Below are 25317 nucleotides of genomic sequence, written 5' to 3'. Positions count from 1 at the left end.
TTTACATCAATCAGTTTTCGATTTTTCCTGATCATCAGCAATTTCCGTAAAGGACTAACCCTTATCAGAACCGCAGGTCACCGACGATCAACAGTTCAGGAAAATCTTCTCCTGCAGTTGCCAATAAATCGTGTTCTTCCAAGTGCTCGTAAAGTTCCTCTTCATCGGCTTTCCGGACCGGTTCTAAACTTTCCGTAAGATCGTGAAACTTCAAAATGTACTTCTTTTCGCTGTTTTTAGTCAGCACATAGACGTCCAAAGGATCATACTTTTTTACATTCTGTAATTGTTGATGTTCCAGAATCGACGCCGCATCCAACTTGTTGAAATGGGTATATAAAAAGGCTTCAGAACGCCTTTCTTCCGCTGAAATAAAACTCATTTTCGCTTGGTGGCGGTTGATGAAGCGTTCGGATAGCGATTGATGAAAAGTGATGGTCTCCCATTCGACGTCATTGCTGTACTTCTCGATAAAACGTTCGGATAAAACTTGATGGCGCGTCACCAGTGTCCAATTCACTTTGCGGGCATGGCGATGGATCAGCGGCATCGGTAAATACTGATGGCGGCACAACTCTGTCCAATCTAGTTTGTCTTGGTGCTTTTCAATAAACGCAGGCGACAACCCTTTGGAGTTGGCCAACTGCTGCTTCATCGAGACAAACTTCCAATATTCTGTTGAATCGAATGACTGCCCTTCTTTTTCGAATGTCTTTTGCTGCTTTTTGCTCAGCTCTTCTTTTGCAATGGGACGCCATTTCTTTTCATCTGCAAATTTCTCGATAAAGGCTTCGGAAAGCTTTTGAGCTTTGATGATCTCATCCCAAAACAGACGGTTTCTATACTTACGGATGAACGTTTCAGACAATTCCTGATGGGTTGAAATCAGCTTCCAATTCACTTGGTCCACGTTTTCTTTAATAAATCGTTCGGATAATCGCTCTTCTTGGCATATTTGATTCCATGGAATTGAACGCTTGTCTTTCAAATCTTTCGCTTCCATTAATTCAATTAAGGAGTTGAACATATAGACCACTCTCTCTTTGTTTTTTGATAATGTCTATAGTAACACGCCTTCCCATGAAAAACCCGCACCCCGGTCGAAACCAGGATGCGGGAAATCAAGTCAGCTGCTATTGTCCTTTCTCTTCTGTACGCTCTTCCTTGTCGTCTTCCAGATTGGGGATCCGTCCGCTGTCTGTCATTTCCATCTCTTTCTCCTGTTCTCTTTGTTCCTTTTCCAACTGTTTTTCCTTCAGTTCTTCCAAATTTTTATCTCTTGCCATCGTAATCCCTCCCTTTCTTTTGCTAGTCCCTTTATTCCCGTATCGCAATGATTAAAACTGTTCTTCATCCACTATTTTATCTGCTTGCTTTTCCTGTACTAAAACCTTATTTTGAAGAAAGTAAGAAGTAACAGCAAAGATACACAACCATCCTACCCAAGAAAACTCTTCAACTATCAGAAAGGATGAGAAGCGAATGCGTACAACTGGTTCCCTCATTTATTGGTCTATTTTCGAACATGGCCAATGGCAACTGCACATCGCCAAAACTGAAAACGGTTTGTGTTACATCGGCTCACCCGGTGACAGTTTCAGCGAGTTATCGGTTTATATCCATAAGCATTTTCCAGCGGCAAGCCTGGAACAAAACGACAGTTTGCTGTCGGACTCTAAACAAGAATTAACAGCTTACCTGGATGGGTCCCAACAGGAATTTTCTTTGTCTGCCGATGCAGCAGGAACAACTTTTCAGCAACAAGTCTGGGAAGCACTCCACAAGATTCCCTACGGCCAAACCGTTACGTACTCCGAAATTGCTGAACAGATCGGCAAGCCTTCAGCTGTGCGGGCAGTGGCCTCCGCCATCGGTGCAAACCCTTTGCTCATCACTGTGCCATGCCACCGGGTCATCAGCAAAAATGGCACCATCGGCGGTTACAGAGGAGGGCTTGATTTTAAGCGGTTTTTGCTGGAGTTGGAAACTAATAATGGCAATAAGAAAAAGCACCTCCCCAACTCCAATGATTGAAGTTAGGAGACGCTCTTAGTTGGACGCATTTGGAGATTGAATGCCATGCAGGATAAAATCCGTGTACATCGCAGAAAGTTCTTTTACGGTCAAACTGCCTTCGACACTGAACCATTGGTAGCTCCAATTCGTGATGCCCAAAATGGCAAATGTAATGATTTTAGGCTGCAGCTCTCTTCGGAACTCGTTCGCTCTAATGCCTTCTTTCAACAATACTTCGATATTGTTTCGGAAATCTGCCCGTTTTTGCCGGATGACGGCAGCATTCTCTTCTTTCAAATGGCGAATTTCACGGAAATACACACGGCCGACTGCCCCTTGTTTTTCAATATCAACAATAATGAGTTCGACAATGGCTATTAATTTATCTTTATGGCTTTTTTCAGTATCCAGGATGGTCTTCTGCCTTTTTAACAGATCATCAATATAATGCGAATGGATATCCATCAACAGTGCTTCCTTGCTTTTGAAATGATAGTAGAAAGAACCTTTTGTTACCCCGATTGTATCAACGATATCTTGTATGGAAGTGGCACTGAATCCTTTCTCCACAAAAAGATTGATGCTTTGTTTGATTAATTCACTTTTCACGCAGCCCACTGCCTTTCTTAGTCTTAAAAGCTCTGTCGTATTATAGCATTTTTTACCCCCATCCAATCAGAAAACTTCCAAGCATCTCACGGAGCACAGGCTGAACCTTTTCAGTCTGGTGTTTCCGGTAATCAAAACAGACGATCGCCGCCAGCCAAGACATTACCCATGATGACATCATCTATCACAGCTGTGTCGATCCCTGCCCGGTCTACTGCCGCTTTAATTACTTCCGCTCCAAAAATGTGAGCAGGAAGGGATGACAAAGCACCGCCTTGCCTTCCGATTGCTGTTCGTGCCGCCGATACGATCACTGCATCTCTTTTCACGAATGTCCGCCTCCCTTTTCTCAAAAAACAAGTGCTTAGAATGCAAAAACGAGTTCACCTTTCAGTACATCTTTGTCGCTTTGATTGGCTGCTTGAACTTCAAATGTCACTTGCTTGTCCTGCTTTTCAACAACAGTCGCTTTCAACGTAATGACATCCCCCAGGAAGACCATGCCTTTAAAACGAATGGCGTAATGTTGGATAAACCCTTCTTCCAGATGAGGCGTAAAAATTTTCGCCAGATTCCCCATGGTCCACATGCCATGCGCGATGATGCCTGGTAATCCTGCCGCTTCAGCTTCTGCGTCGATGGTATGGATGGGGTTAAAATCGCCGGATGCTCCCGCGTATTTGATTAAATCCAAACGCGATACTGGATCCAATTGAATAAATGGCAAACGGTCACCTTGCTGTAAATCCACTATCCGGTTCATACCGCCATCCCCTTTCTGGCCGCTTCGTTGATGATGACGATGCGTTCTTCCGTGAACAATAGTTCACCGTCTGGGCTTTGCCCTTTTTTTACGACGACCAAAAATCCCATCTCGCCGAAATTGCCGCTTTTCTCATAATAATCTTTTACTTCCATCCAGCAATAGACATCTTCTCCAACAAGCAACGGCCTTTCATAATGGTAAATCTGCTCCCCATGGATCAATCCTTTGGAAGGAAGATCCAATCCGTCGATTTTCCCGGCATCAAAGGTCACTGGAAATGTAGGAGGTGCAATGTTTTGTTTGTAGCGCGAAGCGGCACCTGCCTGTTCATCGATGAAAATGGGAGCAGGGTCACCGATCGCTTCTGCAAACTTCCGGACCGCCCCTCTTTCAATCGTGTTTTTCACTTTGTCTGAACGTTTCCCAATGCTTTCTTTCAGCATAGCTGCACCTCCCCATTTAGTTTTTCGGTCCACCCGCTACGTATAAAACCTGTCCGCTGACAAATGAAGAACGTTCATCCGCAAAAAAGGCGACGGCGTTCGCAATATCTTCAGGCTTGCCGCTGCGGCCGACCGGAATAGTGGAAACACTCGCTTTGATCAATTCTTCAAAAGGTACGCCAATGCGCTCAGCAGTCGCTTTCGTCATATCCGTCTCGATAAAACCAGGTGCCACTGCATTGGCTGTGATGCCGTATTTTCCGAGTTCGATTGCCAAGGTTTTGGTAAATCCTTGAAGACCAGCTTTGGCTGTGGCGTAATTGGCTTGTCCACGATTGCCAAGTGCGGAAGTCGACGAAATATTGATGATGCGGCCGTATTTGTTTTGGGTCATGTATTGCTGCGCAGCACGTGTCGCATAAAATGCGCCTTTCAAATGGACATCGGTAACCGTCAGCCAATCCTCATCTGTCATTTTAAACAGCATATTATCCCGAATGACGCCTGCATTATTAACGAGTACATCAATCGAACCGAATTGATCAAATACTTCTTTCATCGCTTGCTCTATTTGTTCTTTGTCCGTAACACTGGCATTTTTCGTATAAATGGAATAACCTTTGCCAGCCATTTCTTGCTGTGCTGTCTGTAGCGCTTCCTCGTTCACGTCGATGATCGCCACATTGGCGCCTTCACTCGCAAACCGTTCGGCAATCTGGCGGCCGATTCCGCGGCTCCCCCCTGTAACAAAAGCTGTTTTTCCTTCAAATGAATTCCCCATTGGTATGCCTCCCTTTTCTTCCATTCGTTTAAACCGATTGGCCCACTTTCACGTGGCCTTTCAATAAGTTTCTTGAAATGATCATGCGTTGAATTTCGTCCGTCCCATCGTAGATTCTCCATAGCCGTGCTTCACGGTACCAGCGTTCAATCGGCAATTCACGTGTATAGCCCATACCGCCATGGATTTGAAGAACCCGATCCACGACCCGGTTGCCCATGTTTGCGCCATACAGTTTCGCCATCGATGCCAAATGGCGATTATCTTCGCCTTGGTCCAATGTGAAAGCAGCATTTAACACCAGCCATTTTGCCGCTTCGATTTCCACTGCTGAATCAGCAATCGGCCATTGGATCGCCTGGCGTTCCGCAATCGGCTTGCCGAAGGTTTTACGGTCTTTCGAATAATCGATCGCCATCTGCAACAACCGTTCACTCATCCCAACTGCCCGCGCTCCAACTACCCAACGCGCAAAACCAATCCATTCAAGCCCCAAATTGTAGCCGCCGTTAATTTCACCCAAGACGTTTTCTTCTGGTACACGGACGTTGTCGAAGACCAATCCGGCAGGTCCCCATTCGCCCATCGTATCGATGTATTCGGATTTCCAGCCCATGTCCCGGTCGACGATAAAGCAAGTAACACCGGAACGCCCTGTTTGCTGGTGCAGCTCTTTATCCGTAATAGCGATCACCATGACGAAATCAGCTTCATTTCCGCCTGTGATAAAGGTTTTCTCCCCGTTTAAGACCCATTCATTTCCGTCTTTGACAGCCGTCATTTTCAAGTTTTGCGTATCAGATCCGGCTTCCGGTTCCGTCATGGCAAAGCAGGATTTCTTTTCTCCATTGATGGTCGGGATCAGGTACTTTTTCTTTTGTTCTTCATTGCCGTAATACAGGATATTGTCAGCCGAACCTCCAAATGTGAACGGCACAAAGGTTTTGGAAACTTCCATCAAAACGATGGCCAGCATCATTTGGCCAAGATTCGACCCACCGTATTCCTCTGGAGTATTGATGCCCCAAAAGCCGAAGTCCTTGGCTTTTTTCTGAAGTTCTTTCATTTTTTCCGGTTCCAGGCTCGGACGCCCTTCCCTTTCATTTTTCAGGACTTCGTTTTCCAGTGGAATCAATTCTTTTTCCACAAATCGGCGTATTGTTTTTTGAATCATTTCCTGTTCTTCTGATAAACGTAAATGCATGTTGATCTCCCCGTTTCCTGATTTTTTATAAATCGGCGTACTGTTTTTGCAATGCACGTTTCAGTATTTTCCCGACAGCCGTTTTAGGCAGTTCTTCCACAACGATAATCGCTTCCGGCACTTTATAAGCCGATAACTGGGTGCGGCAACAGGCGATCAGCTCTTCTTCTGTCACTTCTTCGTTCAAGACGACAACCGCTCGAACGGTTTCTCCACGATACGCATCCGGAACTCCGAAAACAGCTGCTTCCCGTATGGCGGGATGGCGATAAAGGACGTTTTCCACTTCGATTGGATAGACGTTAAATCCACTCGCCAAAATCATTTCTTTTTTCCGGCCCACGATGTAAAAGAACCCGTCTTCATCCATTTTCGCGAGATCTCCCGTGTACAGCCAATCTTCCCGAATCACCACAGCGGTTTCTTCCGGCCTGTTCCAATAGCCTTTCATCACTTGCGGGCCCCGCACAACCAATTCACCTACTTGGCCGACCGGCAAGGTCTCTTGCCCGGTCGCGATATCGACAATCCGCGAATCGGTATTCGGCAACGGAATGCCGATGCTGCCACTTTTTGTAAGCTTCGAACAGGATTCCTGTGGGTTACAGGCGATGCCTCGGATAAACCGTAGCCTTCCGCCATAGTGGTGCCGCTGATTGCATTGAAACGGTCAAGTACTTCCAGCGGCAAAGGAGCTGATCCGCTGCTGCAGGATTCCAAACAACTCAAATCGAATTTTCTCGATCGATGATAATCCAGCAATGCGATGTACATGGTAGGCACTCCTGGAAATGCAGTGGGCTTTTCTTTTTCAATCAGCTCCACTACTTGGCCAACATCAAATTTCGGCACCAGAATCATGTTGCCTCCGTTATAGAAAGTGACGCTCATGCCGCTGGTCATGCCGTAAACATGAAACAAAGGGGAAATGGTCAGCACCTTCTCTTTTCCTTTTTTGGTTGTTACTTCAGAAGTTGCAGCACTTTGCAGGGTATTGGCGACGATGTTGCGATGCGTCAGCATGGCACCTTTCGGGAGCCCGGTTGTGCCGCCTGTATACTGAATGACCGCTACATCTTCTTTGGGATCCATCGTCAGGCGAGGCATACCGCCAATTGGAGCAGATTCTGCGGCATCACCGTCGAGGCAAACAGCCAGTATATGTTGGACCGAAGTCTGATCTTTGATGCTGTCGAACAAAGGCATTAACCGATCCAATATAATTAAGGCTTTTGTCTCCGAATCATCGAGAATGTGAAGAAGTTCTGCTGGTTGGAACATTGGATTCAACTGCACGATGGTAGCTCCACAGGATAGTGCGGCATAAAAACTGATGGGATATTGCGGACAATTCGGCAGCATGATGGCCACACGGTCATTTTTCCGAATACCTATTCCAGCCAGTTTTTTCGTAAAATGAATAATCGCCTCCTCCAGTTCCCGATAGCTGTAAGTCTTATCGAAAAAAGTGACCGCTGTATGGTCCGCGTATTCCTCTGCCGACTGCCTGAACAATTCCACCAATGAGATATTCGGTATCTCAATGCTTTTCGGATTGCCTTCTGCTACATGCTTTAACCAAGGTCTATCCATGCTTTTCCTCCTTTTGAACTTGATGCTCTTTCAACTTTCAGCCAGAATTTTTATAATGAACTTCCGCCGTCCACTGCAATCACTTGGCCAGTGATGTAATCACTGGCGGCGCCTGCCAGGAAAAGTGCGGCGCCTTGAAGCGATCTGGTGTCCCCCAATTTTTTCATTGGATTTTTATGAACAATTGTTTCTGCATGCTGTGCAATGACGTGCTTTGTCATTTTTGTTTCAAAAAAACCGGGGGCAATAGCGTTGACATACAATCCGTAGCCTGCCCATTTACGCGCCAAATCTTTGGTGAAATGATGGACAGCCGCTTTGCTCGTACTGTATCCGATGGCATTCAGCACTTCCGGCGGTTCCGCTCTTAAACCGGCGACCGAACCGATATTGATGATTTTTCCGTAGCCACTGCGAATCATGTGTCCGCCCACTTCCTTGGACATAAGGAAAGTCCCGGTAACATTGACATTCATTACTTTTTCCCATGCATCCAGTGGCATTTTTTCTGTTTCTTCCCCCCATGTCGCGCCGCTGTTATTGACCAGGATGTCAATACTGCCGAAATCAGACAACACCGACTGCACTACAGCTTTCACTTGTTCTTCGCTGCCGACATTGCATTCATAAGCGTGTGCTTTAACGCCATAGCGGCTTTCCAGATGATCAACGGTTTCTTGGCAATTAGCTATTTTGCGGGAGCAAACGGCTATATTCGCTCCATACTCCGCAAAAATTTCTGCTATGTTCCGCCCAAGACCACTTCCCCCTCCTGTAATCAACGCCGTTCTCCCTGTCAAATCAAATAATGAATCCGCCATTTTTATTCCTCCTTCACCATACTACACGGACGGTATGTAAATACTGAACGGACGGTATGTTAACTGTTTTAAAAAAACCTTTTGAAAAAAAGGCAATTTAAAAATGTAAGCGCTATTATTTTCTTAAAATTCAGTATACAACAACAATTTGTTTTTGTTAACAACATTTTTTATTTTCCATAAAAAATCCACTACGGCCAATAGATTGACCGTAATGGAAACTGTTCGTTACTTTTTCTTTTTGACTATCGCCACCGTGCACCGCGAAACGCAAATAAGCTTTTTCTCTTCATCTATAATCTTGATGTCCCATACCATTGTTGTTCTGCCTTTATGTAAAGGTGTGCCGATAGCGGTCACAATACCTTCTTGCTTGCCGCGCAGGTGGTTGGCATTGATCTCCAGACCGACCGCAATTTCGTTTTCCTGGTCGATTAAATGCCAGGTCCCGACACTCGCGACCGATTCTGCCAATACAACAGAAGCTCCTCCGTGCAGCTGCCCGAAAGGTTGATGAGTAGCTGCATGCACAGGCATGGTTGCTGTTACTCTGTCTGGAGTAATATCACCGAATTCAATTCCCAATACACCCGCAATCGTTTCTTCCACTGGTTTCATTTGCATAAACAACACTCCCCTTTTTCATTTGAAAGCCCCTCAGTAATTGGCTGAGGGGCCATTTTCTTATACATTACTTTTCGCGTACAGTTCCCGCAACAAAAACTTTTGTATTTTGCCGCTGGCATTGCGGGGCAGTTCATCGACAAAGCGATATGTTCTCGGCCGTTTAAAGCGCGCAAGCTTGTCGTTGTTGATGCAGAATTCTTCCAGCTGCTGTTCCGTCAATGAAGAATCTTTTACGACCACAAATGCCATGACCGCTTCGCCCCATTTTTCATCAGGAATTCCCAGCACCGCTACATCCTGAATCTGCTCATGCTCATGCAACACATCTTCCACTTCACGCGGATAAATGTTTTCTCCACCGCTGATGATCATGTCATCCACACGATCGGCCACGAACAAATAGCCATCTTCATCCATATATCCTAAATCACTGGTGTGATACCAGCCTTTATACAACACACGGGACGTCGCTTGCGGCCGATGGAAATAACCGGCCATCATGCTTGGCCCTCGGACGATGATTTCCCCCACTTCGAATGCACCTAATCTTTCATCCGGTTCCGCTGGACCTTTTTCGTTCGGCCGGACAATTCGGATCTCGTGGTTAAAGGCAGGTTTACCTGCTGATCCTGCTTTGGTCAACTGCTCATCTTCGGCAAGAAACGTGATGGCCGGCCCCATTTCCGTTTGGCCATACGCCTGGATCAAATCGATTCCAAGCACTTCCTTGACGCGTTTAACCAGGACTGGTGCCATTGGAGCCGCGCCGTACAATCCCCGCTCCAATGTTTTGACTTTCAAATCCGCTTCTTCGATGTCGGACATCATGCTCCACATGGTCGGCACTGCAAACATGACCGTAACTTTTTCTTTTTCGACCGTGTCCACTGCAACTTGAGGATTGAATTGGTGCATGATGATGCTGGACGCACCAGCCTGAACACGAGGAATGATGCAACAATGCAATTCTGCACAATGAAACATTGGTGCAATAACAAGGCCTACCTCATTTCTAGTGTATTTCAGCATCGCAATGCATGTCATGCTTTGTTCAGCCATATCGCGATGGCGATGAATTACACCTTTCGGCCTCCCGGTCGTTCCGCTTGTGTACATGATGGCATACGTATCCATTTCATCCACTTCTACAGTCGGATCTGCCGTAGACGCGGCGTTGACCCGCTCACGGTAGTTGACTGCATAATCTGGCACGTCCTCATCTATATACCAGAATTGGATACTTGGAAACTGGGCCGCCACCCCTGCAACCGTTTCTTTTAACGCTTCCTCAAACAAAACAACTTCAGGAGTAGCATCGTTCAAAATATACGCCAGCTCTTCGGCCTTTAAGCGGAAATTGATCGGATTGAAGATAGCTCCAATTTTTGCACATGCAAATAATGCGGTAGGCAATTCACTGTTGTTGAACAAAAAGCTTGAAACCCGGTCTCCTTTGCTGACTCCTGCTGCCGTCAGCGCATTCGCCAACCGATGGACTTCTTCATCCCATTGCGAAAAGGTCCACCTTTGCCCTCTTCTTATATCAACCAGTGCTTCTTTATCCGGGTATCGGCTTACCGTCTGATCAAAGATTTTGCCAAGCGTCGCATACATTTCTTTTTCCTCCTCCTTTTATGAAAGCGTTATCTTAACGACTTAATTTCATGATGTCAGAAAAAAAGTAATATTGCAACAATTCAAAGACTCATCTTTTATGTGATATTAGTCCCTATTTTTATAAAAGGCCTACATCTTAGAGATATTTCGTTTATGAGCGATTGAAATCTTCAAAGGCGAACAGTGGCTTTCCCTTTCACTTCAGAAAATGAAAGATAATTTTTTAACATTAGCCATTAACTTTTCATAAAAAATGCCGATAGTTAGTAATAGAAGTCGTTGCTCAATCACCTGTTGGCAAAATCAATTAAAAAATATTTTCAAACCGGAATTCTGCTACCTTTATCTTTGTAACACAAATGTAATATTAAAACTTATTGCCTATGGAGAACTAATTATATAGAATTAAGTAACTCAGAGATAATAGATTGAATTATCTATAAATAGATAGAGAAAAAGGGGTTAGGGAATGAGAAAGATTATTTTTACATTATTTGCAGCAACTGCACTAACATTTGCAATCGGGACTTCCGATACAGAAGCCAGTACTTACACAGTGAAGCCAGGAGATACGCTATGGAAGATCGCTTCAAGCAATAACATTTCAGTGAACCAATTGTTGACTTGGAATAAGCTATCATCCAATTCAATTTATCCGAAGCAGTCACTCAAAGTCGCAGCAGTTTCAGCTCCGGCAGCCACTCCAACAAAGACCAGCGCTCCTAAAACATCAGCCAGTTCTGCCAGTACATATACAGTAAAAGCAGGAGACACTTTATCACACATAGCACGCATCCACAGCACCAGCGTCAGCTCCATTCAGCAATTGAACAAACTGTCAGGCAGCAACATCCGACCTGGACAGAAACTGACAGTCAGCGGAAAAGCACAAGCAACTGCACCCGCAACAGTCGTCAAAGCACCAGCCGCTGCTCCTGCTGTCTCTAAAACCAGCACCTACCGCGTAGTGAGCGGCGATACATTAACGAACATCGCGAAACGTTACGGCATGTCAGTTTCTCAATTGATGAGCTCAAATGGTTTGAAAACAAGCACGATCCGTGTTGGCCAAACATTGAAAGTCGACGGCACCTCCGTAAGCAAGCAGCCTGTGACCATATCTAATCCTGTAGCAGCACCTTCGACTTCCGGAAAAGTTTCATCAGTCGTCTCAATCGCCAACTCTTTCCTAGGCACTCCTTATAAATGGGGCGGTGCCGCTCCAGGCGGATTTGATTGCAGCGGCTTCATCTATTATGTATACAACCAAGCTGGCATTACAGTGCCACGCACCAACACAACCGGACTTGATGCCATCTCTTCCACTGTAAGTTCACCGCAAGTCGGCGACCTTGTATTCTTTAAAAATACGTATCGTGCGGGGATTTCCCATGTCGGCATCTATATCGGCAACAACAGTTTCCTTCATGCCGGAGGCGCTAAAGTGCAAATCACCAGCATGAATGACAGCTACTGGGGCAAACATTTCGACAGCTACCAGCGTTTGAATGTCATGAAGTAACAAGAAAAGCGCAAGCGCAAATAAAGATGGAAAAGAGCAGCATCGGTCAAGCCGGTGCTGCTCTTCTTTCATTCTTTTAGCGGGTTCAAGTCAATAGTTTGACACAAAGAGAATTTCATTAATTATAATGATTATTACTTAGGATTGATTTTCATTTAAAAAATGGTATCATTAAGTTTGTAGTGATTAACATAAAAAAAGAGAATGAGGTGTTCGATTCATGAGTACAAACAAAACAGGTTTAACAACCAGCTGGGGTGCCCCAGTCGGAGACAACCAAAACTCACAGACAGCCGGACAACGCGGCCCAGTTCTATTGCAAGATGTTCATCTTCTTGAAAAACTTGCACACTTCAACAGAGAACGTGTTCCTGAGCGTGTAGTACATGCTAAAGGCGCAGGCGCTCATGGTTATTTCGAAGTCACTAATGATGTATCTAAATATACAAAAGCTGCTTTCCTATCAGAAGTCGGCAAGAAAACTGAACTATTCGCCCGTTTCTCAACAGTTGCAGGCGAACTTGGATCTGCTGATACTGTCCGCGATCCACGTGGCTTCTCGTTGAAATTCTATACAGAAGAAGGAAACTATGACCTAGTCGGCAACAACACGCCAATCTTCTTCATTCAGGACGCAATTAAATTCCCTGATTTTATCCATACTCAAAAACGCGATCCACGTACGCACTTGAAAAACCCTAACGCAGTGTGGGACTTCTGGTCATTATCACCAGAATCATTGCACCAAGTTACTTATTTGATGGGCGACCGCGGAATCCCTGCGACACTTCGCCACATGCATGGTTTTGGTAGCCATACATTCAAATGGACAAACGCTGAAGGCGAATCTGTTTGGATCAAATACCACATCTTGACTGAGCAAGGCATCCAAAACATCACTCAGGAAGTAGCTGACAAAATCGCTGGCGAAAATCCTGATTTCCACACAGAAGACCTTTTCAACGCCATTGAAGAAGGCGACTTCCCTGCTTGGAAAATGTATGTACAAGTTATGCCGTTGGAAGATGCGAACACATATCGCTTCGACCCATTCGATGTAACGAAAACATGGTCTCACAAAGACTACCCACTGATCGAAGTTGGCCGCATGGTGCTTAACCGCAACCCAGAGAACTATTTTGCTGAAGTTGAGCAAGCTACTTTCTCTCCAGGTACATTGGTTCCTGGTATCGACGTATCTCCGGACAAAATGCTTCAAGGCCGTTTGTTCGCATACCACGATGCACACCGTTACCGCGTAGGCGCTAACCACCAGATGCTGCCGATCAACGCAGCGAAAAACCAAGTCAACAACTACCAGCGCGACGGACAAATGAACTTTGGCAACAACGGCGGTGGTTCTGTTTATTACGAGCCAAACAGCTACGGCGGCCCAACTGAAACTGCAGCTGCTAAACCAGCTCCACTGGAAGTAACCGGCGTTACTGATTCAGTACCATACTTCAAAGAAGACTATTACACACAGCCAGGCGATCTTTACCGTCTGCAAAGCCCGGAAGAGCAAGAACGTCTTGTTGCTACATTCGTTGGCGGCTTAAGCGCTGTTGACAAAGAAGACATCAAACTTCGCCAAATCAGCCATTTGTACAAAGCAGATGCTGAATTCGGTAAACGCGTAGCTGATGGCCTTGGTCTTTCAGTGCCCGATCTTACTGAAACAAAGTAATTAATTGATAAAAATCTACCGATATTCTCAATTAGCCGTTTGTCCTTTTTAGGGATAAACGGCTTTTTTGATTTCAGAGATAAAAATCTGGCTATTTTTTTGTTAACCATCGAAAAAAGAGACCCGCTAAGGTCTCTTTTGCTATTCGTTCTCGACATCACCTAGTTGGTTGGCGATGATTTTCGCTAAGTCAGCACCATTTTGAATACAGGCGCCAATCCCTACACCAAAATAAGAAGAACCAGCCAGTTTCACATTTGGCACTAAGCTCTCCATTTTCAGCTCCAATGCACTGATCGCGGTTTTATGGCCCATATGGTAATTTGGCATCAAATCTTTCCAGCCGGTCACTTCAACAGCCATAGGTGCTTCTTCGATTCCCAAGCTTTTTCGGACATCTTCTCTTGCCACTTTAACCAGTTCGTCTTCAGATAAATCCTTCAGCATGCCATAGCTGGGATGTGAGCTCTTGTAAAATAGACGAACCAGCAATTTATGGCTCTTCGACGTATGGCTCCACTTTCGGCTGGTCCACGTGCAGGCATTGCAATGCAGATCGCTTTCTTGTGAGACGATAAAACCGGTCCCATCTTCCGGCAGCTGCTCGTCTGGAATATCAAATCCCATATAGACACTGATCAATGACGAATTCAGGAATTGGTCAAATTCATTATCCAACTCTTTTATTCCTAAAAGCTTCTGGGCCACTTGATGGGGCGTCGCTAAAATCACATAATCCGCCTCTATCGCTTCTCCGTCTTCGAGCTCAACCAAGTAACGTTCCCCGTCTTTCTTAACCGATTTGGTTCCAGTCCCTTTCAGAATACGGACATCTTCCAACTTGTTCTCCAAGCCATCGATCAGAACCTGCATCCCTTCATCAAAAGAAATGAACTTCTTGTTCGCCGTTCCTTGGAAAAACTCTTTGTTCGCTTCAAACCCTTTAATGATGCTGCCGTATTTATTCTTATAGTCAACCAGATACGGCAATGTCGAAGCCAAGGTCAATTCGTGGAGATTTCCCGAATAGACCCCTGATAAAACAGGTGCGATCTGGTTTTCGACCAATTCCTTGCCAAGAAAAGCTTCAAGAAACTCCCCAATCGAACTGTCCCGTGTAAAGCTATCGTTGGTGCTCTCCAAGTCCTTTAATGCTTCTTGCTTCCCTTCTTCAGAAACAAGCGTCGAGCTAAAGAGCGCTTCTTTACTCATAGGAATGCCAAATACCGTATCCCTTGGAATGGCATGCAGCACATTATTGGCATATAAATAAGAAATCCCTGTGCCGTTGTAGACAACCCGTTCCTTAAGCCCAAGTTCTTCAATCAGCGGCATGACGCTGGCATGGCGTGCAACGATGGAATCCGCTCCAACTTCCATAATAAATTCATCGTCTGCTACAGTCTTGATCTTACCGCCCAATTGCGGCTCCCGTTCAATCAACGCTAACTCAAGATTAAGGTTTTCCTGTCGGTTCAGCTTCTGCAAATAATACATGGCGGAAAGGCCAGTAATGCCTCCCCCGATGACTACAGCTTTTTTCAACTTAATCCACTCCTTGCTTATGCTTCTATTCTACCAATATTTCGGGCTGTCAGCCTTGTTCTTTTTGTCTGTTTTGATACGCTTTTCCGGCCTATACATGGTAGGATGAAGATAGATACCCGCATGTACTTTGCGAAAAGGAGAGACTCACAATGATGAACGCTATTGATCAGAATATCATAGAAAGACGCTCAATCAAGAAATTCAAGGTTGATGCCGTCAATGTCGAAGAGATCATCGAGCTTTTGAACGTGGCTAAATGGGCACCGAACCATAAAGTCAATGAACCTTGGCGTTTTCTGCTGTATACAGACGGCGGAAAAGAAAAGTTCGTCCAGGCGTTTCTTGAAGCCATGCGTACACCGGATGGAGAAATCCCGCCCAAAGCGCTGAATAAAGCCGATTACTTCCGCAGCATTCCGTTGCACCTGGTTGTCGTCATGCCTGAAGATCCGAGACAAAGAAGATGGGATGAAGACTACGGCGCAGTTTCTTCCATGCTGCAAAACTTCCAGCTGGCTGCATGGGAACGCGGCATCGGCATGATCTGGCGCTCCAACGACTGGATCTACAACCCCGTGTTCCGCGAAGCCATCGGCGTGAAGCCCGGCGAGAAAATCATCGCTACGATGATGATCGGCTACCCTGCCCATGTTCCCGCAAAGCAGGAGCGTACCGATATCCGCGAAAAACTGACCATCATCAGCGAATAAGAAGCAGGTTCAGAGATGCCCCAGACGCGGCGTCTCTTTTTTAAATTCCAATCCGTAAGAAAGAATTCATCTTTATCTATTATTTACGTAACATGGGAACCATTCCGTATCGTTGCGGTCTTATCAATAAAGTAATTTGAGCGAAGGGATGGCGGTAGGATGAAAACAGTTTGGATGGTCCTTCTCTACCTGTGCATCTTCAGCTTGTCCATTTACCTTTATTCGGTACAATCAAATGGCCCCGCTGACGAACTGCATCAGCGGCTTTTGCCCGTCGACATTAAAACCGTGAAGGCAGGCATGAGCAAGGCGGAGCTTCAGGAAATCGTTACAGAAGCCAAGAAAAACGAAGATATCCTCTCCATCGCAGGCATGCAGCATAGCCAAGGCGGACAGACGGTGTACCCGAACGGCATCATGATCGATATGAAGCCATACAATCAAATCTTGGAAGTCGACCTGCAAGCAAAAACAGTGACAGTCCAAAGCGGTGCGACATGGGCGGACATTCAGGAAGCCATCAACCCACATGGTTTATCGCTGAAAGTCAGCCAATCACAGAATATCTTCACGGTTGGCGGTTCGCTGAGCGTCAACGCCCATGGACTGGACATCCGCAACGGGGGTCTATCGGATACGGTGTCCTCGATGCGTTTCATGAATGCGGATGGAAAAATTCTTCAGTTAAGTCCCACAGAAAACAGGGAGTTGTTTGCTGCTGTCATCGGCGGCTATGGCTTGTTCGGCATCATCTTGGATGTCACGCTCCAGCTTACGGACGATGAGTTGTATGAAATCGAAACAAACAGCATGTCTTACAGTGATTATCCTTCTTATTTCAAACAGCAAGTAAAAGATGACCCAGAGGCCGCCATGCACTTGGCCCGCATTTCCATTTCACCCGAAACTTTTATGGAAGAGATGTACACCATCACTTACAAGTCTGCACAAGACCAGAAGCAGCTGGCTGACTACCAAAAGTTGAAGACTGAAAACCTCATCGCTGTGCCGAAGTTTTTCCTTGGCCTTTCGCGCATTAACGATGCCGGCAAAAACAGCTTTTGGGAAACCCAAAAAATCTACACAGAAAAAATCGATGGCAATCTGGTTTCCCGAAACAATGCCATGCGATCAGATTCAGAATTTATGGAGTACGATAATAGCCGAAAAACCGAAATTCTTCAGGAATACTTTGTTCCGATCGGGCAATTTGAAGAATATATTCCTGCTTTGAAAGCTGTGCTTGAAGCTCACCCCGATTTCAATTTATTGAATGTCACCATCCGTTATGTTGAACAAAATGACAATGCGGTCCTGTCCTACGCCAAAGAGGACATGTTTTCGCTTGTGCTGTTGATCAATCAGGGAACCGATGCAGAAAGTGTGGAAAAGACGCAGGAAGTTGTGCGCGAAATGATCGATGCTACACTTGCGCATGACGGCAGTTATTACTTGCCTTATTTCGGTTATCCCACAAAAAAACAAATGGAGAAAGCTTATCCGAGAACTGGAGAATTTTTCGAACTGAAGGACCGTTTTGATCCGGACCATCGCTTCATGAATTTATTTTACGAGGAGTATCGCCCATGAACTACAAACGTTTCATTTACTACCAAGGCACCATCGGCATGGCCTCCAGCATGATATTCCCGTTTTATATTCTGTTGATCCGGAACGTCGGCGACAGCTATGCCCAGTTTGGCTGGGCATACGGCCTGTTCGCCTTGACTGCCGCTCTATGCTTTCCCTTGATCGGAAAATACGCAGACCGGGTCGGGGATAAAACCCTGCTCTTTATCTACTCCTGGGGAATGGCTATTCTATTGCTGTTCTTTCCGCTGGCCTCAGAGGTTTGGCATGTATACATTCTGCAAGTGCTTATGGGCGTCTTGGGAGCTGTTCAGAAAAACTCTGAAAAAACGGTTTTGGCACGCTATGTGACAAAAGAAATCGCTGGGACGCAAATCGGAAACTACCATGTCTGGACATCGGTCGCCGCGGCCATTGCCGTCATCGCCACAGGCTACCTCGTCGATTTTCTGACGATTGCCAGCATTTTTTATATTGCTTCCCTGGTCTTTGCCTGGAGCGGGCTGCAGCTTTGGAAACTTGAAACTGCAAAAGCGTAATATCAACTCTTCTTTCCATTAAAAAAGGCGTTTTCCATCCTGCCATCACAATGGCTGGACAGAAGACGTCTTTTTACAGAGAAGTTATACAGTCTTTTTGTTTAAAACAGACATGGCGCCCATCGCCCCTGAGAACTCTCCATTATCGGGAAACACGGGAACAGAGCCACGCAGAATCGTATAACTTTTCACCACTTCTTTTAATAATGGGTTGTCGATGAAAGAAGAACCGATATACACAATGGTTGAGCTTCTGCATTGCCGTGCTGCTTGAACGCTCACCGTACTGACCGTTTCGCCAACCAACCCGATGACCGTGGCCAACAACTCTTCTTTTGTCAGATCACTTGAAATCGAAAATAAGTCTTGCCCAAAATTACTGGCCGTCAATTCACCTGAAATCGGAGGTTCCTTGCCTTCATAGATATGCTTGACCTTCAAATCGATCCGGTCACGGGATCCTCGGCTTGCCAACTCCACAATCTCATCGTAACGGGTAACACCCGTCAACAGATGGCTCAAACCAATCAACGTCCCACCACCGACTCCGGTACCGCCTAAGCGCTCCTGGACATTGTCTTGGATACAATGGATGGACGTTCCGGTTCCAACATTCGTCACCAGATAAGCATCCTCCAGAAGGTTCATCTCTTTAAGCAACACTTGTACACCAAGATGTGTCGCTTCGAATTCAACCATCTCCTGAACCGACTGATTGAGCAATGAAACAAGGACACCTGATTTCCCTCCTGTTACACAAACCTGACAGTCGCCAAGACCATTCACCCAGTCGGCAACCTGCTCCATTTCAGCAATCGGATATTTTTCAAAATGGACTTTCCCTTTTTCGGTATACGCCACTTTGATCAACGTACCGCCTGCATCTATTCCGACAATCATTTCCGCACCTGCTCTTTCTCGCATCCTTCTATAAAATGCCAGATAATTTATAAACATATGATGAAATTCTACCATACTCGATTATTTTATGGGAGATGTTTGCAAGTTGAATCGGAAAGCTGGCCGTTTGTATTTTAATTGCCACCTTGCCGAGGCGAGCACTACTTAATAAAGACCCAATTGAAGTCTTGCTCGAATGGGATCTGTTTTTATTTTTCATGCTCTACTTCCGATAATCCCTCATGTGTAAACCCATAAAAACCTTAACCAAACGCTTAAGAAATTAACGCCTGTTGACCCTTTGCACTTGTAACTATCAGTACAGGCCAGTGCCACTTAATTGCACCAGGGTTTTAATGATGTACCTTTTTCCAAGCTCTTTATCATCAAAATTCTTTTCGTCGAATGTTTGGCCTCTCTCCCTGAAAAAAGTGTGCCATTTGCCGTCTTTCTCGTAATAATGAAAGCCTTCAATCAGCGGATTCTTCATCGAGTCACTTTGCGGGAATCCATGCTTCAAAGCGTAGTCATACACTTCCTCCATGCTTACTGTAAAGACTTCCGCGTATTCACGAATTCTCATGTCTTTCACACCCAGCGTTTCACAAGCAAATTGTAACGCGTTTCCAGAGAGCAAGATTTGGATTTGAGTTTCTTTATCAACTAAAGCTTTGCCTTTCTTTTTTGGCGTTTCCTCGATCCAATTGCGTTCAGGTAAGGCACTTTTTATGAACATGACTCGGAGATGTTCGATCGCTTCATTCCGAGTCGCAAATACCGTGAAAGGATATGGCATTTCACCTTCTTCTTTCCACGTTGCCCATTGACCATCAGGAAGTTCTGTCGCAAACCAACAGTCATCCGCTTGCGTAAAGAAAATGGCATAGGTATTTTTTTGAGCTTCCTTCCATGTTTTATAACCTAATAATGAGGCAAAATCAGTTGCTGATAGCCCGTAATCTCTAGAAAATAATTTCTTAAAAATTTTTCCAATCATTTTAAAAGCCCTCATTTCATTTTTGTGGTTTTTGCATGAATGACGAAGGAAAATGTCCAAGGACAAATAATCACACATAAAATCGGGACAATTAACATGCGCGACTTGAACTATGTGGGTCTCATTTAAGCTTATAGGAGTGAATCCCTTTATGGTACTGTGTACTTATCAGTGAAAGTCTCTATTTTGAACAACCAATTCAACGAAATACACGAGTACTTACATCAATAGAGCTTTAAAGGAGGATCATGATGAACTTATTTTCGAAATTCAGTAAAGCGAACGTTAAAAAAATGACGAATAAGAAGTTGTATGAGCGACTGATACGATTGAACAATGAAAAGAGTCCGGATCTGAAAGCAATAACGCTAATTCAAGCCGAAATTGCTCAGCGAGATCCAGCAGCGTATGAATTGGGAAAAATCGAAGCAGAAGTGGAAAGGTCCCACCGACATGCTGTTATGGAGACTACTGACATCCTCTACCTGGAAATCAAGTATAACGAGGACTACCTCGCCAAGCCGGAATCCGAAACGGACCCATACGAGCGCAAGCTTCGATCCGCCAAGCTTGAGATGATTCAGAAAGAATTAGGCCGACGGACAAATTAGGACAAAGGCTTAACGAAGATAAAGACAGTGTCTGAAAAAGCACCAGGCGTTAAGAAATAAGTTTTCTATTTGAAATTTACGAACCTGCTTAATTTAACTTTTTTAAAGTGCTTGTAAAATTACACTTTTCCAGATGAAAAGAAAGAGAAAAGCTCTCTTCTCGCTTTTTCCCTTCCGATAAACTCATGGTATGTAAACCAGAACTGTATAGAGCGTGAATACGGAATCTACGAAAATGTTATTATTTATAATATGCAATCAGCACGTTGTCAATTACGAAAGCCTGCGATCAAAAAATATTAAGGAGTGTTGTCATGACGAAATTTAGCCCACCTGCAATAAACAACAAGAATAGTAAATATAAAGTTGAAGATATTCTAGTGTTACATGAGTTAAATAAAAGACCTACTTTTGTAAATGCTCCTTTAGAAACCTTTTCTGGTCATTCACACTTGATATACGTGTTTGAATCAAGAAATATATTTCTTGATATTGTTCAAGTGGTTTCAAATTTACAAGGAAATGAATTGATAAGAGAGAATCTACCTAGAGAAATATTAAAGCATTTAACAGTTGTGGAAATGAAAGTTATCCTTAAGGCAATATCTAAATCACTTTACGGTACAAAAGCTGTATTAATTAATAGAATAGAGACACATGCAAGTGATGAAGATATTAGTAATCATACAGATAAGAGTTGTTTTGTTCTTACAGAACTCGGTTTAGAGGTGCTGGAAAAATATAAGAATGTCGTTTGGATACATAAAAATAAAGATTATATTTTTATGTATCCTCTTAACTCCCAGAGTAAGTTTGATGAATATTATTTTATGAATCATTGGGATATAGATGCGCCAAATACAATTATTGATTATTATGAATCAGATAATAGTGGAATAGTAGCACGTATACATCAGATAGAAAACAATCTAGAAAAATCATTTCTTTATGGGCTTAGGGCATTAACAGAAGAAATTAATTTACAATTAGAAAAATGTAAAGAAGTTGGTTGGTTTAACACAAGTGCTGGATTAGGCGCATTTCAGGCTATGTCCCTTAGATCAGTCTTCAAGAGCTTAGATATTAGTGACGATAATTTAGATGAAATTTTAAAATATATTTACGACTTTGCAATAAAAGATCCTTCATTAGTAACCTTTACCAACTTTAATGAAATTATTATTGCTCTAATGACTAATCCTGATGATGAACTATATAGAGAATTACTTGGAAACTTATATCATAGTATTAGAGAAAAATTTGGTCATGAACATTATCAAGAAGATATAAATAACTATCATCAGAAAGGTTTTGATGATATAGAAGAGGAAGAAGAGACCTTAATGGACATATTAGATTCATTTATTACTGATGAAAATAGAAAGTTAGAAATGGTGTTTGAGCTGATAGATCTTCTTGATTTAGAAGTAATAAAGGAAATGAAAGTGAAAATCGACAATAGACTTACGAATTAAATATTACCTAAAACTAGAAGGGCAGAAGTTTTTATAATATGGAGGAAAAATTAAAAGACCAGTAACCTTAATGCAGAGGTTACTGGTCTTTTAAAACCCTATGCAAAATAAAGCTAAAAATTGGTGCAAATTATCTCTTAAAGTGACAGTATATATGTGATACAAACTATTTGAGTAATTGAATCGATGCCCTTTGCTTTCTATTTTATCAACTATCTGTTATTCTAAAAAAGAATTATTTTTGTTCGTTTTCAGATTGAGAAGAAAGTTTGTTTTTCGTCTAAGGTATTTGAGCAAGGGTAGTAACACATTGTGTGGATAGCCGCACTAGGAGGCAACAATTATGGAACAAGGTACAGTTAAATGGTTTAATGCAGAAAAAGGTTTTGGATTTATCGAGCGTGAAGCAGGAGATGACGTATTTGTACATTTCTCAGCAATCCAAAGCGAAGGTTTCAAATCTTTAGACGAAGGTCAAAATGTAACGTTTGAAATTGAACAAGGACAACGTGGCCTACAAGCTACTAACGTTCAAAAAGCTTAATAATAGCTAAAAAAAGACCCTACATGTGTAGGGTTTTTTTATGTGCTTAAATTTGGGTTAACTACTTCCGTGAACTGATTTTATCATATGGAATGAGAGATACTTTATAACTAATACTTAATTAGCAGTTCGTAAAAATATACTTAAATAAACAAAAAAGGATAGAAGCTGCTTTTATCAGCTTCTATCCTTCCTATAATTCCTCATATGTACACTTGAGTCCTGCTAAAATTCAAACTTCAAACCTTATAGAATAGGCTTTTGAATGTATCATTTTTCTATTAAAATCAGTCTCACCGATTTTTTGGATGAAGTCAATAGAATGGGGGTTTTGAATGTAACTTAATTACACTTATGTTACATTCAGATTCATGCTCTTTACTTCAAATAAAAAAGTTATCGAAACAAGGACTTTCCCCTGAAGCTTCTTAAAAATAAATAAGAATGAGTTCTTAGAAAGAATTATATATTCATTTTTCTTGCACTTTTTTATAAGAAATTGTGAAAACAATGGTAGCTAGTGCAAAGAAAAAAACGCCAATAGCTGTAGGTATATATATAAATCCATTCATCATGCTTTCAGATGTTGTCCATGACCCGGCACCCGAAGGTCTCGAAATAAATATGGCCACTGCTTCCCCGTTTACACCTAGTATTAAAGCTAAGACACCTAAACAAAAGAAAACTACAACCAACTTAAATGAGTTCAAAAAGCTATTTTTCACGTAAATCCTCCTTCTTACTTGTCCTCAATAACTTTCCGAATGTCACTCAACTGTCCGCATATTGCCTGCAGATTCAATAAAAAGCCGTACTCTTTTTCGAATGCGACTTTGAATTTAGTGAATTTAGATAAATTATCTTCTGTATTCGAATTTTTTTATAAGGTGATCGATTCTGAGCGCAATGTAAATGAGCACCATTGCCGCAATAGCCTCCCAAATCCCCCCGAAAAAGAACCCGATGGCTGCACCGAAAGCAATGTAAATGACCAGCGTTTTTTCCATCCCAATAACCCCCTCTATTTCTAAAAATTAGTATAACTTAAAAATCGATAAGGTTATTTTTTTTTTTTGCAAGCCCCTGTGAATTGGGCATTTGAATGTAACTTACTTAGACTTAAGTTACATTCAGATTCAATAAAAAGAAACTTGAATTAGACAATGGTACCGCTGAAAGAATCTACTCAATAGTTAACGGAAAAAAATAATGCCCTGTCCCTCTTTCCCAAGTAGCGACAACTTCATAGATTGTTTTTCCAGTTTGCCCATCCAACACTATATCTTTGAAAGAGCCTTTTACATTATCTGTAGAATCCCAAATATTCACCTGATAAGAGATTGGCTCTTCTTCAAACTTAAGCTCAATGGATGTACTTGTATTTACGATTGGGCCCTTTCGATCACCAACTAATTCAGAAACACCGATAGTTTCTGCCTCTATCTCAACCATAGAATTTTCTTCTTGATCAAAGTAACTCCAGGCATAACCACCTAAAGCAGCAGAAAACGCCTCCTCATTCACCACTATTTTTAATTGAGGAGGCTTTTGTTCTGTATGTTTTACACTTTCTCCAGCATCGCTTGTGTTTTTTTCGTTTTTTATAGCTTCCTTTTCTTGAGAACAACCAGCTAATACAAAAATAATTAGCATACTTAAAAATAAAAGTTTGGCTCTCATCTTCTTAATCCTCCTCATTTCAACTTTAGACGCGAAATACAATTTATTAGTTACAGGAAGACTTTTAGAAAAATTTTCAATGGAGTGGACATGAAGAAAAGCCCTCCAGAAATGGAGGGCTTTCGAATGTAACTTAATTGCCATTAAGTTACATTCGAAATCAAGAAAAAATTATGAATAGCTAATTTAAAATAACTTTTTCATTGGAAATGATTGGTATAATGAGTGCTGACAAAGGTGATTTCTAATATGACCAGGACAAACGAAAAAAGTGCAAGAATGGACGGGTATCCTACAAAATCCGATGGAGGTAAAAAATGAAGAAGAAGTTGTTGTTTGCTCTTTTATGTATTCTAGTAATTGGTGTTGGTTATACAGTATTTTATGTTAATCAGTATTCTGTTAAAGACAATCGAGCGTCTATCCTTGCTGATTTGACGACATGGGAAAGTAGAGGAAGCGAAGAGGAAATTGAAATTAAAATCCTGAAAATGACACAGATCAACCATACTACATCGTACGTTGTGCTTTTTGAAACAGCAGATAAATATGTGGGGTATGCACATTTGCTTAAAGGGTGGAATGGACAATTCAAAATTGTAGAATCAGGTGCAGGAACGAATATTGTCAAATACCGTGACCTTAAAACGAATCAAGGCGTGTATGGTATTCTGGCCGGAAAAAACCCGGATTTACAAATCGATCACATTACGGCGAAATCTGAATTTACCGATGAGGACTTCAGTTTCACTTCACCTATTCCTGAAGATGCAACGTTTTTGGTATACAAAAAACTCCCTGAAGATTTAAAAGAGACTTTTCTTACCTTTACGCTTTACGATGAAAACGGAAAGGTAATTGAGCCGGCAAGTGAATAGAGTGATAGACAAAAAGAAGAATAAAAGCCTCTGTAATCAATAAACTGAATGTAACTTAATTAGGATTAAGTTACATTCAGATTCTATAGAAAAAATTTTAAAGCAATCTTTTTTCAAGTAGATTCTGAACAGTTACTCGGATTCCAGAGTTCAGCACAT

At 43.0% G+C, this 25317-nt stretch carries 27 protein-coding genes and 2 pseudogenes; 10 read left to right on the top strand and 19 right to left on the bottom strand.

Annotated elements, in window-relative coordinates; genetic code table 11:
• Nucleotides 1-64: 64 nt before the first annotated feature.
• Nucleotides 65-1027: a hypothetical protein gene (locus tag H9630_RS10030; RefSeq protein WP_191715349.1), complete on the bottom strand. Its 963-nt coding sequence runs from the start codon at nt 1025-1027 to the stop codon at nt 65-67.
• Between the two features lie 106 nt (nt 1028-1133).
• The gene (locus H9630_RS10025) at nt 1134-1286 is read right to left on the bottom strand and encodes a hypothetical protein (protein ID WP_191715348.1); all 153 of its coding nucleotides are present in this window, start codon (nt 1284-1286) and stop codon (nt 1134-1136) included.
• Between the two features lie 196 nt (nt 1287-1482).
• Between H9630_RS10025 and H9630_RS10020 the strand changes: the two genes are divergently transcribed.
• Nucleotides 1483-2034, top strand: a complete 552-nt coding sequence (locus tag H9630_RS10020) for a methylated-DNA--[protein]-cysteine S-methyltransferase (RefSeq protein ID WP_191715347.1) — start codon at nt 1483-1485, stop codon at nt 2032-2034.
• A gap of 15 nt (nt 2035-2049) precedes the next feature.
• On the opposite strand, the gene H9630_RS10015 is transcribed toward H9630_RS10020, so the two are convergent.
• The 11 genes and pseudogenes from H9630_RS10015 to H9630_RS09970 form a co-directional block, all read right to left on the bottom strand.
• Complete coding sequence (locus tag H9630_RS10015; RefSeq protein ID WP_191715346.1) at nt 2050-2625, bottom strand: TetR/AcrR family transcriptional regulator; 576 nt, start codon at nt 2623-2625, stop codon at nt 2050-2052.
• Nucleotides 2626-2762: 137 nt separating this feature from the next.
• A pseudogene (locus H9630_RS10010) lies at nt 2763-2954 on the bottom strand (thiolase family protein); the annotation flags it as partial.
• A gap of 35 nt (nt 2955-2989) precedes the next feature.
• Nucleotides 2990-3388 carry a MaoC/PaaZ C-terminal domain-containing protein gene (locus H9630_RS10005; protein ID WP_191715344.1) on the bottom strand — a complete coding sequence of 133 codons (399 nt, stop codon included), beginning with the start codon at nt 3386-3388 and terminating at the stop codon, nt 2990-2992.
• Nucleotides 3385-3834, bottom strand: coding sequence for a MaoC family dehydratase N-terminal domain-containing protein (locus H9630_RS10000; RefSeq protein ID WP_191715343.1), 450 nt, complete (start codon nt 3832-3834; stop codon nt 3385-3387). The genes H9630_RS10005 and H9630_RS10000 overlap by 4 nt, the downstream gene beginning before the upstream one ends.
• A 16-nt stretch (nt 3835-3850) precedes the next feature.
• Nucleotides 3851-4615 (bottom strand): 3-oxoacyl-ACP reductase FabG, encoded by a 765-nt coding sequence (gene fabG, locus H9630_RS09995; protein ID WP_191715342.1) that lies wholly within the window; start codon nt 4613-4615, stop codon nt 3851-3853.
• A 28-nt stretch (nt 4616-4643) separates the two neighbouring features.
• The gene (locus H9630_RS09990) at nt 4644-5819 is read right to left on the bottom strand and encodes an acyl-CoA dehydrogenase family protein (protein ID WP_191715341.1); all 1176 of its coding nucleotides are present in this window, start codon (nt 5817-5819) and stop codon (nt 4644-4646) included.
• A 25-nt stretch (nt 5820-5844) separates the two neighbouring features.
• Nucleotides 5845-6144, bottom strand: a complete 300-nt coding sequence (locus tag H9630_RS18910; RefSeq protein ID WP_318247995.1) for an AMP-binding enzyme — start codon at nt 6142-6144, stop codon at nt 5845-5847.
• Nucleotides 6145-6315: 171 nt separating this feature from the next.
• Nucleotides 6316-7412, bottom strand: a pseudogene (locus H9630_RS09985) (AMP-binding protein); the annotation flags it as partial.
• A 50-nt stretch (nt 7413-7462) separates the two neighbouring features.
• The gene (locus tag H9630_RS09980) at nt 7463-8233 is read right to left on the bottom strand and encodes an SDR family NAD(P)-dependent oxidoreductase (protein WP_191715340.1); all 771 of its coding nucleotides are present in this window, start codon (nt 8231-8233) and stop codon (nt 7463-7465) included.
• Nucleotides 8234-8461: 228 nt separating this feature from the next.
• Nucleotides 8462-8857 carry a hotdog fold thioesterase gene (locus H9630_RS09975; RefSeq protein WP_191715339.1) on the bottom strand — a complete coding sequence of 132 codons (396 nt, stop codon included), beginning with the start codon at nt 8855-8857 and terminating at the stop codon, nt 8462-8464.
• A gap of 60 nt (nt 8858-8917) precedes the next feature.
• A complete protein-coding gene (locus tag H9630_RS09970; RefSeq protein WP_191715338.1) occupies nt 8918-10474 on the bottom strand; it encodes a fatty acid--CoA ligase in 1557 nt (518 codons plus the stop codon).
• A 472-nt stretch (nt 10475-10946) separates the two neighbouring features.
• On the opposite strand from H9630_RS09970, the gene H9630_RS09965 reads away from it, so the two are divergent.
• Complete coding sequence (locus tag H9630_RS09965; protein WP_191715337.1) at nt 10947-11999, top strand: C40 family peptidase; 1053 nt, start codon at nt 10947-10949, stop codon at nt 11997-11999.
• Between the two features lie 220 nt (nt 12000-12219).
• Nucleotides 12220-13686 carry a catalase KatA gene (gene katA / locus H9630_RS09960; protein ID WP_191715336.1) on the top strand — a complete coding sequence of 489 codons (1467 nt, stop codon included), beginning with the start codon at nt 12220-12222 and terminating at the stop codon, nt 13684-13686.
• Nucleotides 13687-13827: 141 nt separating this feature from the next.
• Here katA and H9630_RS09955 read toward each other — a convergent pair whose 3' ends face one another.
• The gene (locus H9630_RS09955; RefSeq protein WP_191715335.1) at nt 13828-15231 is read right to left on the bottom strand and encodes a protoporphyrinogen oxidase; all 1404 of its coding nucleotides are present in this window, start codon (nt 15229-15231) and stop codon (nt 13828-13830) included.
• A 155-nt stretch (nt 15232-15386) separates the two neighbouring features.
• Here H9630_RS09955 and H9630_RS09950 point away from each other — a divergent pair, with 155 nt between their 5' ends.
• The 3 genes from H9630_RS09950 (at nt 15387) to H9630_RS09940 (ending at nt 18073) form a co-directional block, all read left to right on the top strand.
• Nucleotides 15387-15944 carry a nitroreductase family protein gene (locus H9630_RS09950; RefSeq protein WP_191715597.1) on the top strand — a complete coding sequence of 186 codons (558 nt, stop codon included), beginning with the start codon at nt 15387-15389 and terminating at the stop codon, nt 15942-15944.
• Nucleotides 15945-16103: 159 nt separating this feature from the next.
• Nucleotides 16104-17534, top strand: a complete 1431-nt coding sequence (locus H9630_RS09945) for an FAD-binding oxidoreductase (protein WP_191715334.1) — start codon at nt 16104-16106, stop codon at nt 17532-17534.
• The gene (locus H9630_RS09940) at nt 17531-18073 is read left to right on the top strand and encodes an MFS transporter (RefSeq protein WP_191715333.1); all 543 of its coding nucleotides are present in this window, start codon (nt 17531-17533) and stop codon (nt 18071-18073) included. The genes H9630_RS09945 and H9630_RS09940 overlap by 4 nt, the downstream gene beginning before the upstream one ends.
• An 84-nt stretch (nt 18074-18157) precedes the next feature.
• Here the strand turns inward: H9630_RS09940 and coaW are convergent, their stop codons facing one another.
• Nucleotides 18158-18973 (bottom strand): type II pantothenate kinase, encoded by an 816-nt coding sequence (coaW, locus tag H9630_RS09935; protein ID WP_191715332.1) that lies wholly within the window; start codon nt 18971-18973, stop codon nt 18158-18160.
• 316 nt (nt 18974-19289) lie between these two features.
• Complete coding sequence (locus H9630_RS09930) at nt 19290-19970, bottom strand: hypothetical protein (RefSeq protein ID WP_191715331.1); 681 nt, start codon at nt 19968-19970, stop codon at nt 19290-19292.
• Nucleotides 19971-20218: 248 nt separating this feature from the next.
• Between H9630_RS09930 and H9630_RS09925 the strand changes: the two genes are divergently transcribed.
• From H9630_RS09925 to H9630_RS09915, 3 genes are all read left to right on the top strand, one after another.
• Nucleotides 20219-20581 (top strand): hypothetical protein, encoded by a 363-nt coding sequence (locus H9630_RS09925; protein ID WP_191715330.1) that lies wholly within the window; start codon nt 20219-20221, stop codon nt 20579-20581.
• Nucleotides 20582-20895: 314 nt separating this feature from the next.
• Nucleotides 20896-22056 carry an SAP domain-containing protein gene (locus H9630_RS09920; protein WP_191715329.1) on the top strand — a complete coding sequence of 387 codons (1161 nt, stop codon included), beginning with the start codon at nt 20896-20898 and terminating at the stop codon, nt 22054-22056.
• A gap of 343 nt (nt 22057-22399) precedes the next feature.
• Nucleotides 22400-22600 (top strand): cold-shock protein, encoded by a 201-nt coding sequence (locus tag H9630_RS09915; RefSeq protein WP_036810671.1) that lies wholly within the window; start codon nt 22400-22402, stop codon nt 22598-22600.
• Between the two features lie 470 nt (nt 22601-23070).
• On the opposite strand, the gene H9630_RS09910 is transcribed toward H9630_RS09915, so the two are convergent.
• The 3 genes from H9630_RS09910 to H9630_RS09900 all read right to left on the bottom strand — a co-directional run bounded on the left by H9630_RS09910 (nt 23071) and on the right by H9630_RS09900 (nt 24280).
• Nucleotides 23071-23325 (bottom strand): hypothetical protein, encoded by a 255-nt coding sequence (locus tag H9630_RS09910; RefSeq protein ID WP_191715260.1) that lies wholly within the window; start codon nt 23323-23325, stop codon nt 23071-23073.
• A 132-nt stretch (nt 23326-23457) separates the two neighbouring features.
• The gene (locus tag H9630_RS09905) at nt 23458-23607 is read right to left on the bottom strand and encodes a hypothetical protein (protein ID WP_191715259.1); all 150 of its coding nucleotides are present in this window, start codon (nt 23605-23607) and stop codon (nt 23458-23460) included.
• Nucleotides 23608-23782: 175 nt separating this feature from the next.
• Nucleotides 23783-24280: a hypothetical protein gene (locus tag H9630_RS09900; protein ID WP_191715328.1), complete on the bottom strand. Its 498-nt coding sequence runs from the start codon at nt 24278-24280 to the stop codon at nt 23783-23785.
• A gap of 317 nt (nt 24281-24597) precedes the next feature.
• On the opposite strand from H9630_RS09900, the gene H9630_RS09895 reads away from it, so the two are divergent.
• A complete protein-coding gene (locus tag H9630_RS09895; protein ID WP_191715327.1) occupies nt 24598-25158 on the top strand; it encodes a hypothetical protein in 561 nt (186 codons plus the stop codon).
• Nucleotides 25159-25317: the final 159 nt, after the last annotated feature.

Origin of the sequence: Planococcus wigleyi (assembly GCF_014836985.1) — a bacterium.
GTDB classification, from domain to species: domain Bacteria; phylum Bacillota; class Bacilli; order Bacillales_A; family Planococcaceae; genus Planococcus; species Planococcus notacanthi.
The sequence above is the reverse complement of the archived record's forward strand: the minus strand, read 5'-3'. Positions and strand labels throughout refer to the sequence as shown.

What these genes read in the sequence shown, in the direction of transcription:
- H9630_RS09970 (WP_191715338.1), bottom strand. Translation starts at nt 10,474, where the DNA reads ATGTATGCGACGCTTGGCAAAATCTTTGATCAGACGGTAAGCCGATAC.
- H9630_RS09925 (WP_191715330.1), top strand. Translation starts at nt 20,219, where the DNA reads ATGATGAACTTATTTTCGAAATTCAGTAAAGCGAACGTTAAAAAAATG.
- H9630_RS09980 (WP_191715340.1), bottom strand. Translation starts at nt 8,233, where the DNA reads ATGGCGGATTCATTATTTGATTTGACAGGGAGAACGGCGTTGATTACA.
- H9630_RS18910 (WP_318247995.1), bottom strand. Translation starts at nt 6,144, where the DNA reads ATGATTTTGGCGAGTGGATTTAACGTCTATCCAATCGAAGTGGAAAAC.
- fabG (WP_191715342.1), bottom strand. Translation starts at nt 4,615, where the DNA reads ATGGGGAATTCATTTGAAGGAAAAACAGCTTTTGTTACAGGGGGGAGC.
- H9630_RS09900 (WP_191715328.1), bottom strand. Translation starts at nt 24,280, where the DNA reads ATGAGAGCCAAACTTTTATTTTTAAGTATGCTAATTATTTTTGTATTA.
- H9630_RS09990 (WP_191715341.1), bottom strand. Translation starts at nt 5,819, where the DNA reads ATGCATTTACGTTTATCAGAAGAACAGGAAATGATTCAAAAAACAATA.
- H9630_RS09930 (WP_191715331.1), bottom strand. Translation starts at nt 19,970, where the DNA reads ATGATTGGAAAAATTTTTAAGAAATTATTTTCTAGAGATTACGGGCTA.
- H9630_RS09915 (WP_036810671.1), top strand. Translation starts at nt 22,400, where the DNA reads ATGGAACAAGGTACAGTTAAATGGTTTAATGCAGAAAAAGGTTTTGGA.
- H9630_RS10005 (WP_191715344.1), bottom strand. Translation starts at nt 3,388, where the DNA reads ATGAACCGGATAGTGGATTTACAGCAAGGTGACCGTTTGCCATTTATT.
- H9630_RS10030 (WP_191715349.1), bottom strand. Translation starts at nt 1,027, where the DNA reads ATGTTCAACTCCTTAATTGAATTAATGGAAGCGAAAGATTTGAAAGAC.
- H9630_RS09945 (WP_191715334.1), top strand. Translation starts at nt 16,104, where the DNA reads ATGAAAACAGTTTGGATGGTCCTTCTCTACCTGTGCATCTTCAGCTTG.
- coaW (WP_191715332.1), bottom strand. Translation starts at nt 18,973, where the DNA reads ATGATTGTCGGAATAGATGCAGGCGGTACGTTGATCAAAGTGGCGTAT.
- H9630_RS09920 (WP_191715329.1), top strand. Translation starts at nt 20,896, where the DNA reads ATGACGAAATTTAGCCCACCTGCAATAAACAACAAGAATAGTAAATAT.
- H9630_RS10020 (WP_191715347.1), top strand. Translation starts at nt 1,483, where the DNA reads ATGCGTACAACTGGTTCCCTCATTTATTGGTCTATTTTCGAACATGGC.
- H9630_RS09950 (WP_191715597.1), top strand. Translation starts at nt 15,387, where the DNA reads ATGAACGCTATTGATCAGAATATCATAGAAAGACGCTCAATCAAGAAA.
- H9630_RS09940 (WP_191715333.1), top strand. Translation starts at nt 17,531, where the DNA reads ATGAACTACAAACGTTTCATTTACTACCAAGGCACCATCGGCATGGCC.
- H9630_RS10000 (WP_191715343.1), bottom strand. Translation starts at nt 3,834, where the DNA reads ATGCTGAAAGAAAGCATTGGGAAACGTTCAGACAAAGTGAAAAACACG.
- H9630_RS09965 (WP_191715337.1), top strand. Translation starts at nt 10,947, where the DNA reads ATGAGAAAGATTATTTTTACATTATTTGCAGCAACTGCACTAACATTT.
- H9630_RS10025 (WP_191715348.1), bottom strand. Translation starts at nt 1,286, where the DNA reads ATGGCAAGAGATAAAAATTTGGAAGAACTGAAGGAAAAACAGTTGGAA.
- H9630_RS09905 (WP_191715259.1), bottom strand. Translation starts at nt 23,607, where the DNA reads ATGGAAAAAACGCTGGTCATTTACATTGCTTTCGGTGCAGCCATCGGG.
- H9630_RS09895 (WP_191715327.1), top strand. Translation starts at nt 24,598, where the DNA reads ATGAAGAAGAAGTTGTTGTTTGCTCTTTTATGTATTCTAGTAATTGGT.
- katA (WP_191715336.1), top strand. Translation starts at nt 12,220, where the DNA reads ATGAGTACAAACAAAACAGGTTTAACAACCAGCTGGGGTGCCCCAGTC.
- H9630_RS09975 (WP_191715339.1), bottom strand. Translation starts at nt 8,857, where the DNA reads ATGCAAATGAAACCAGTGGAAGAAACGATTGCGGGTGTATTGGGAATT.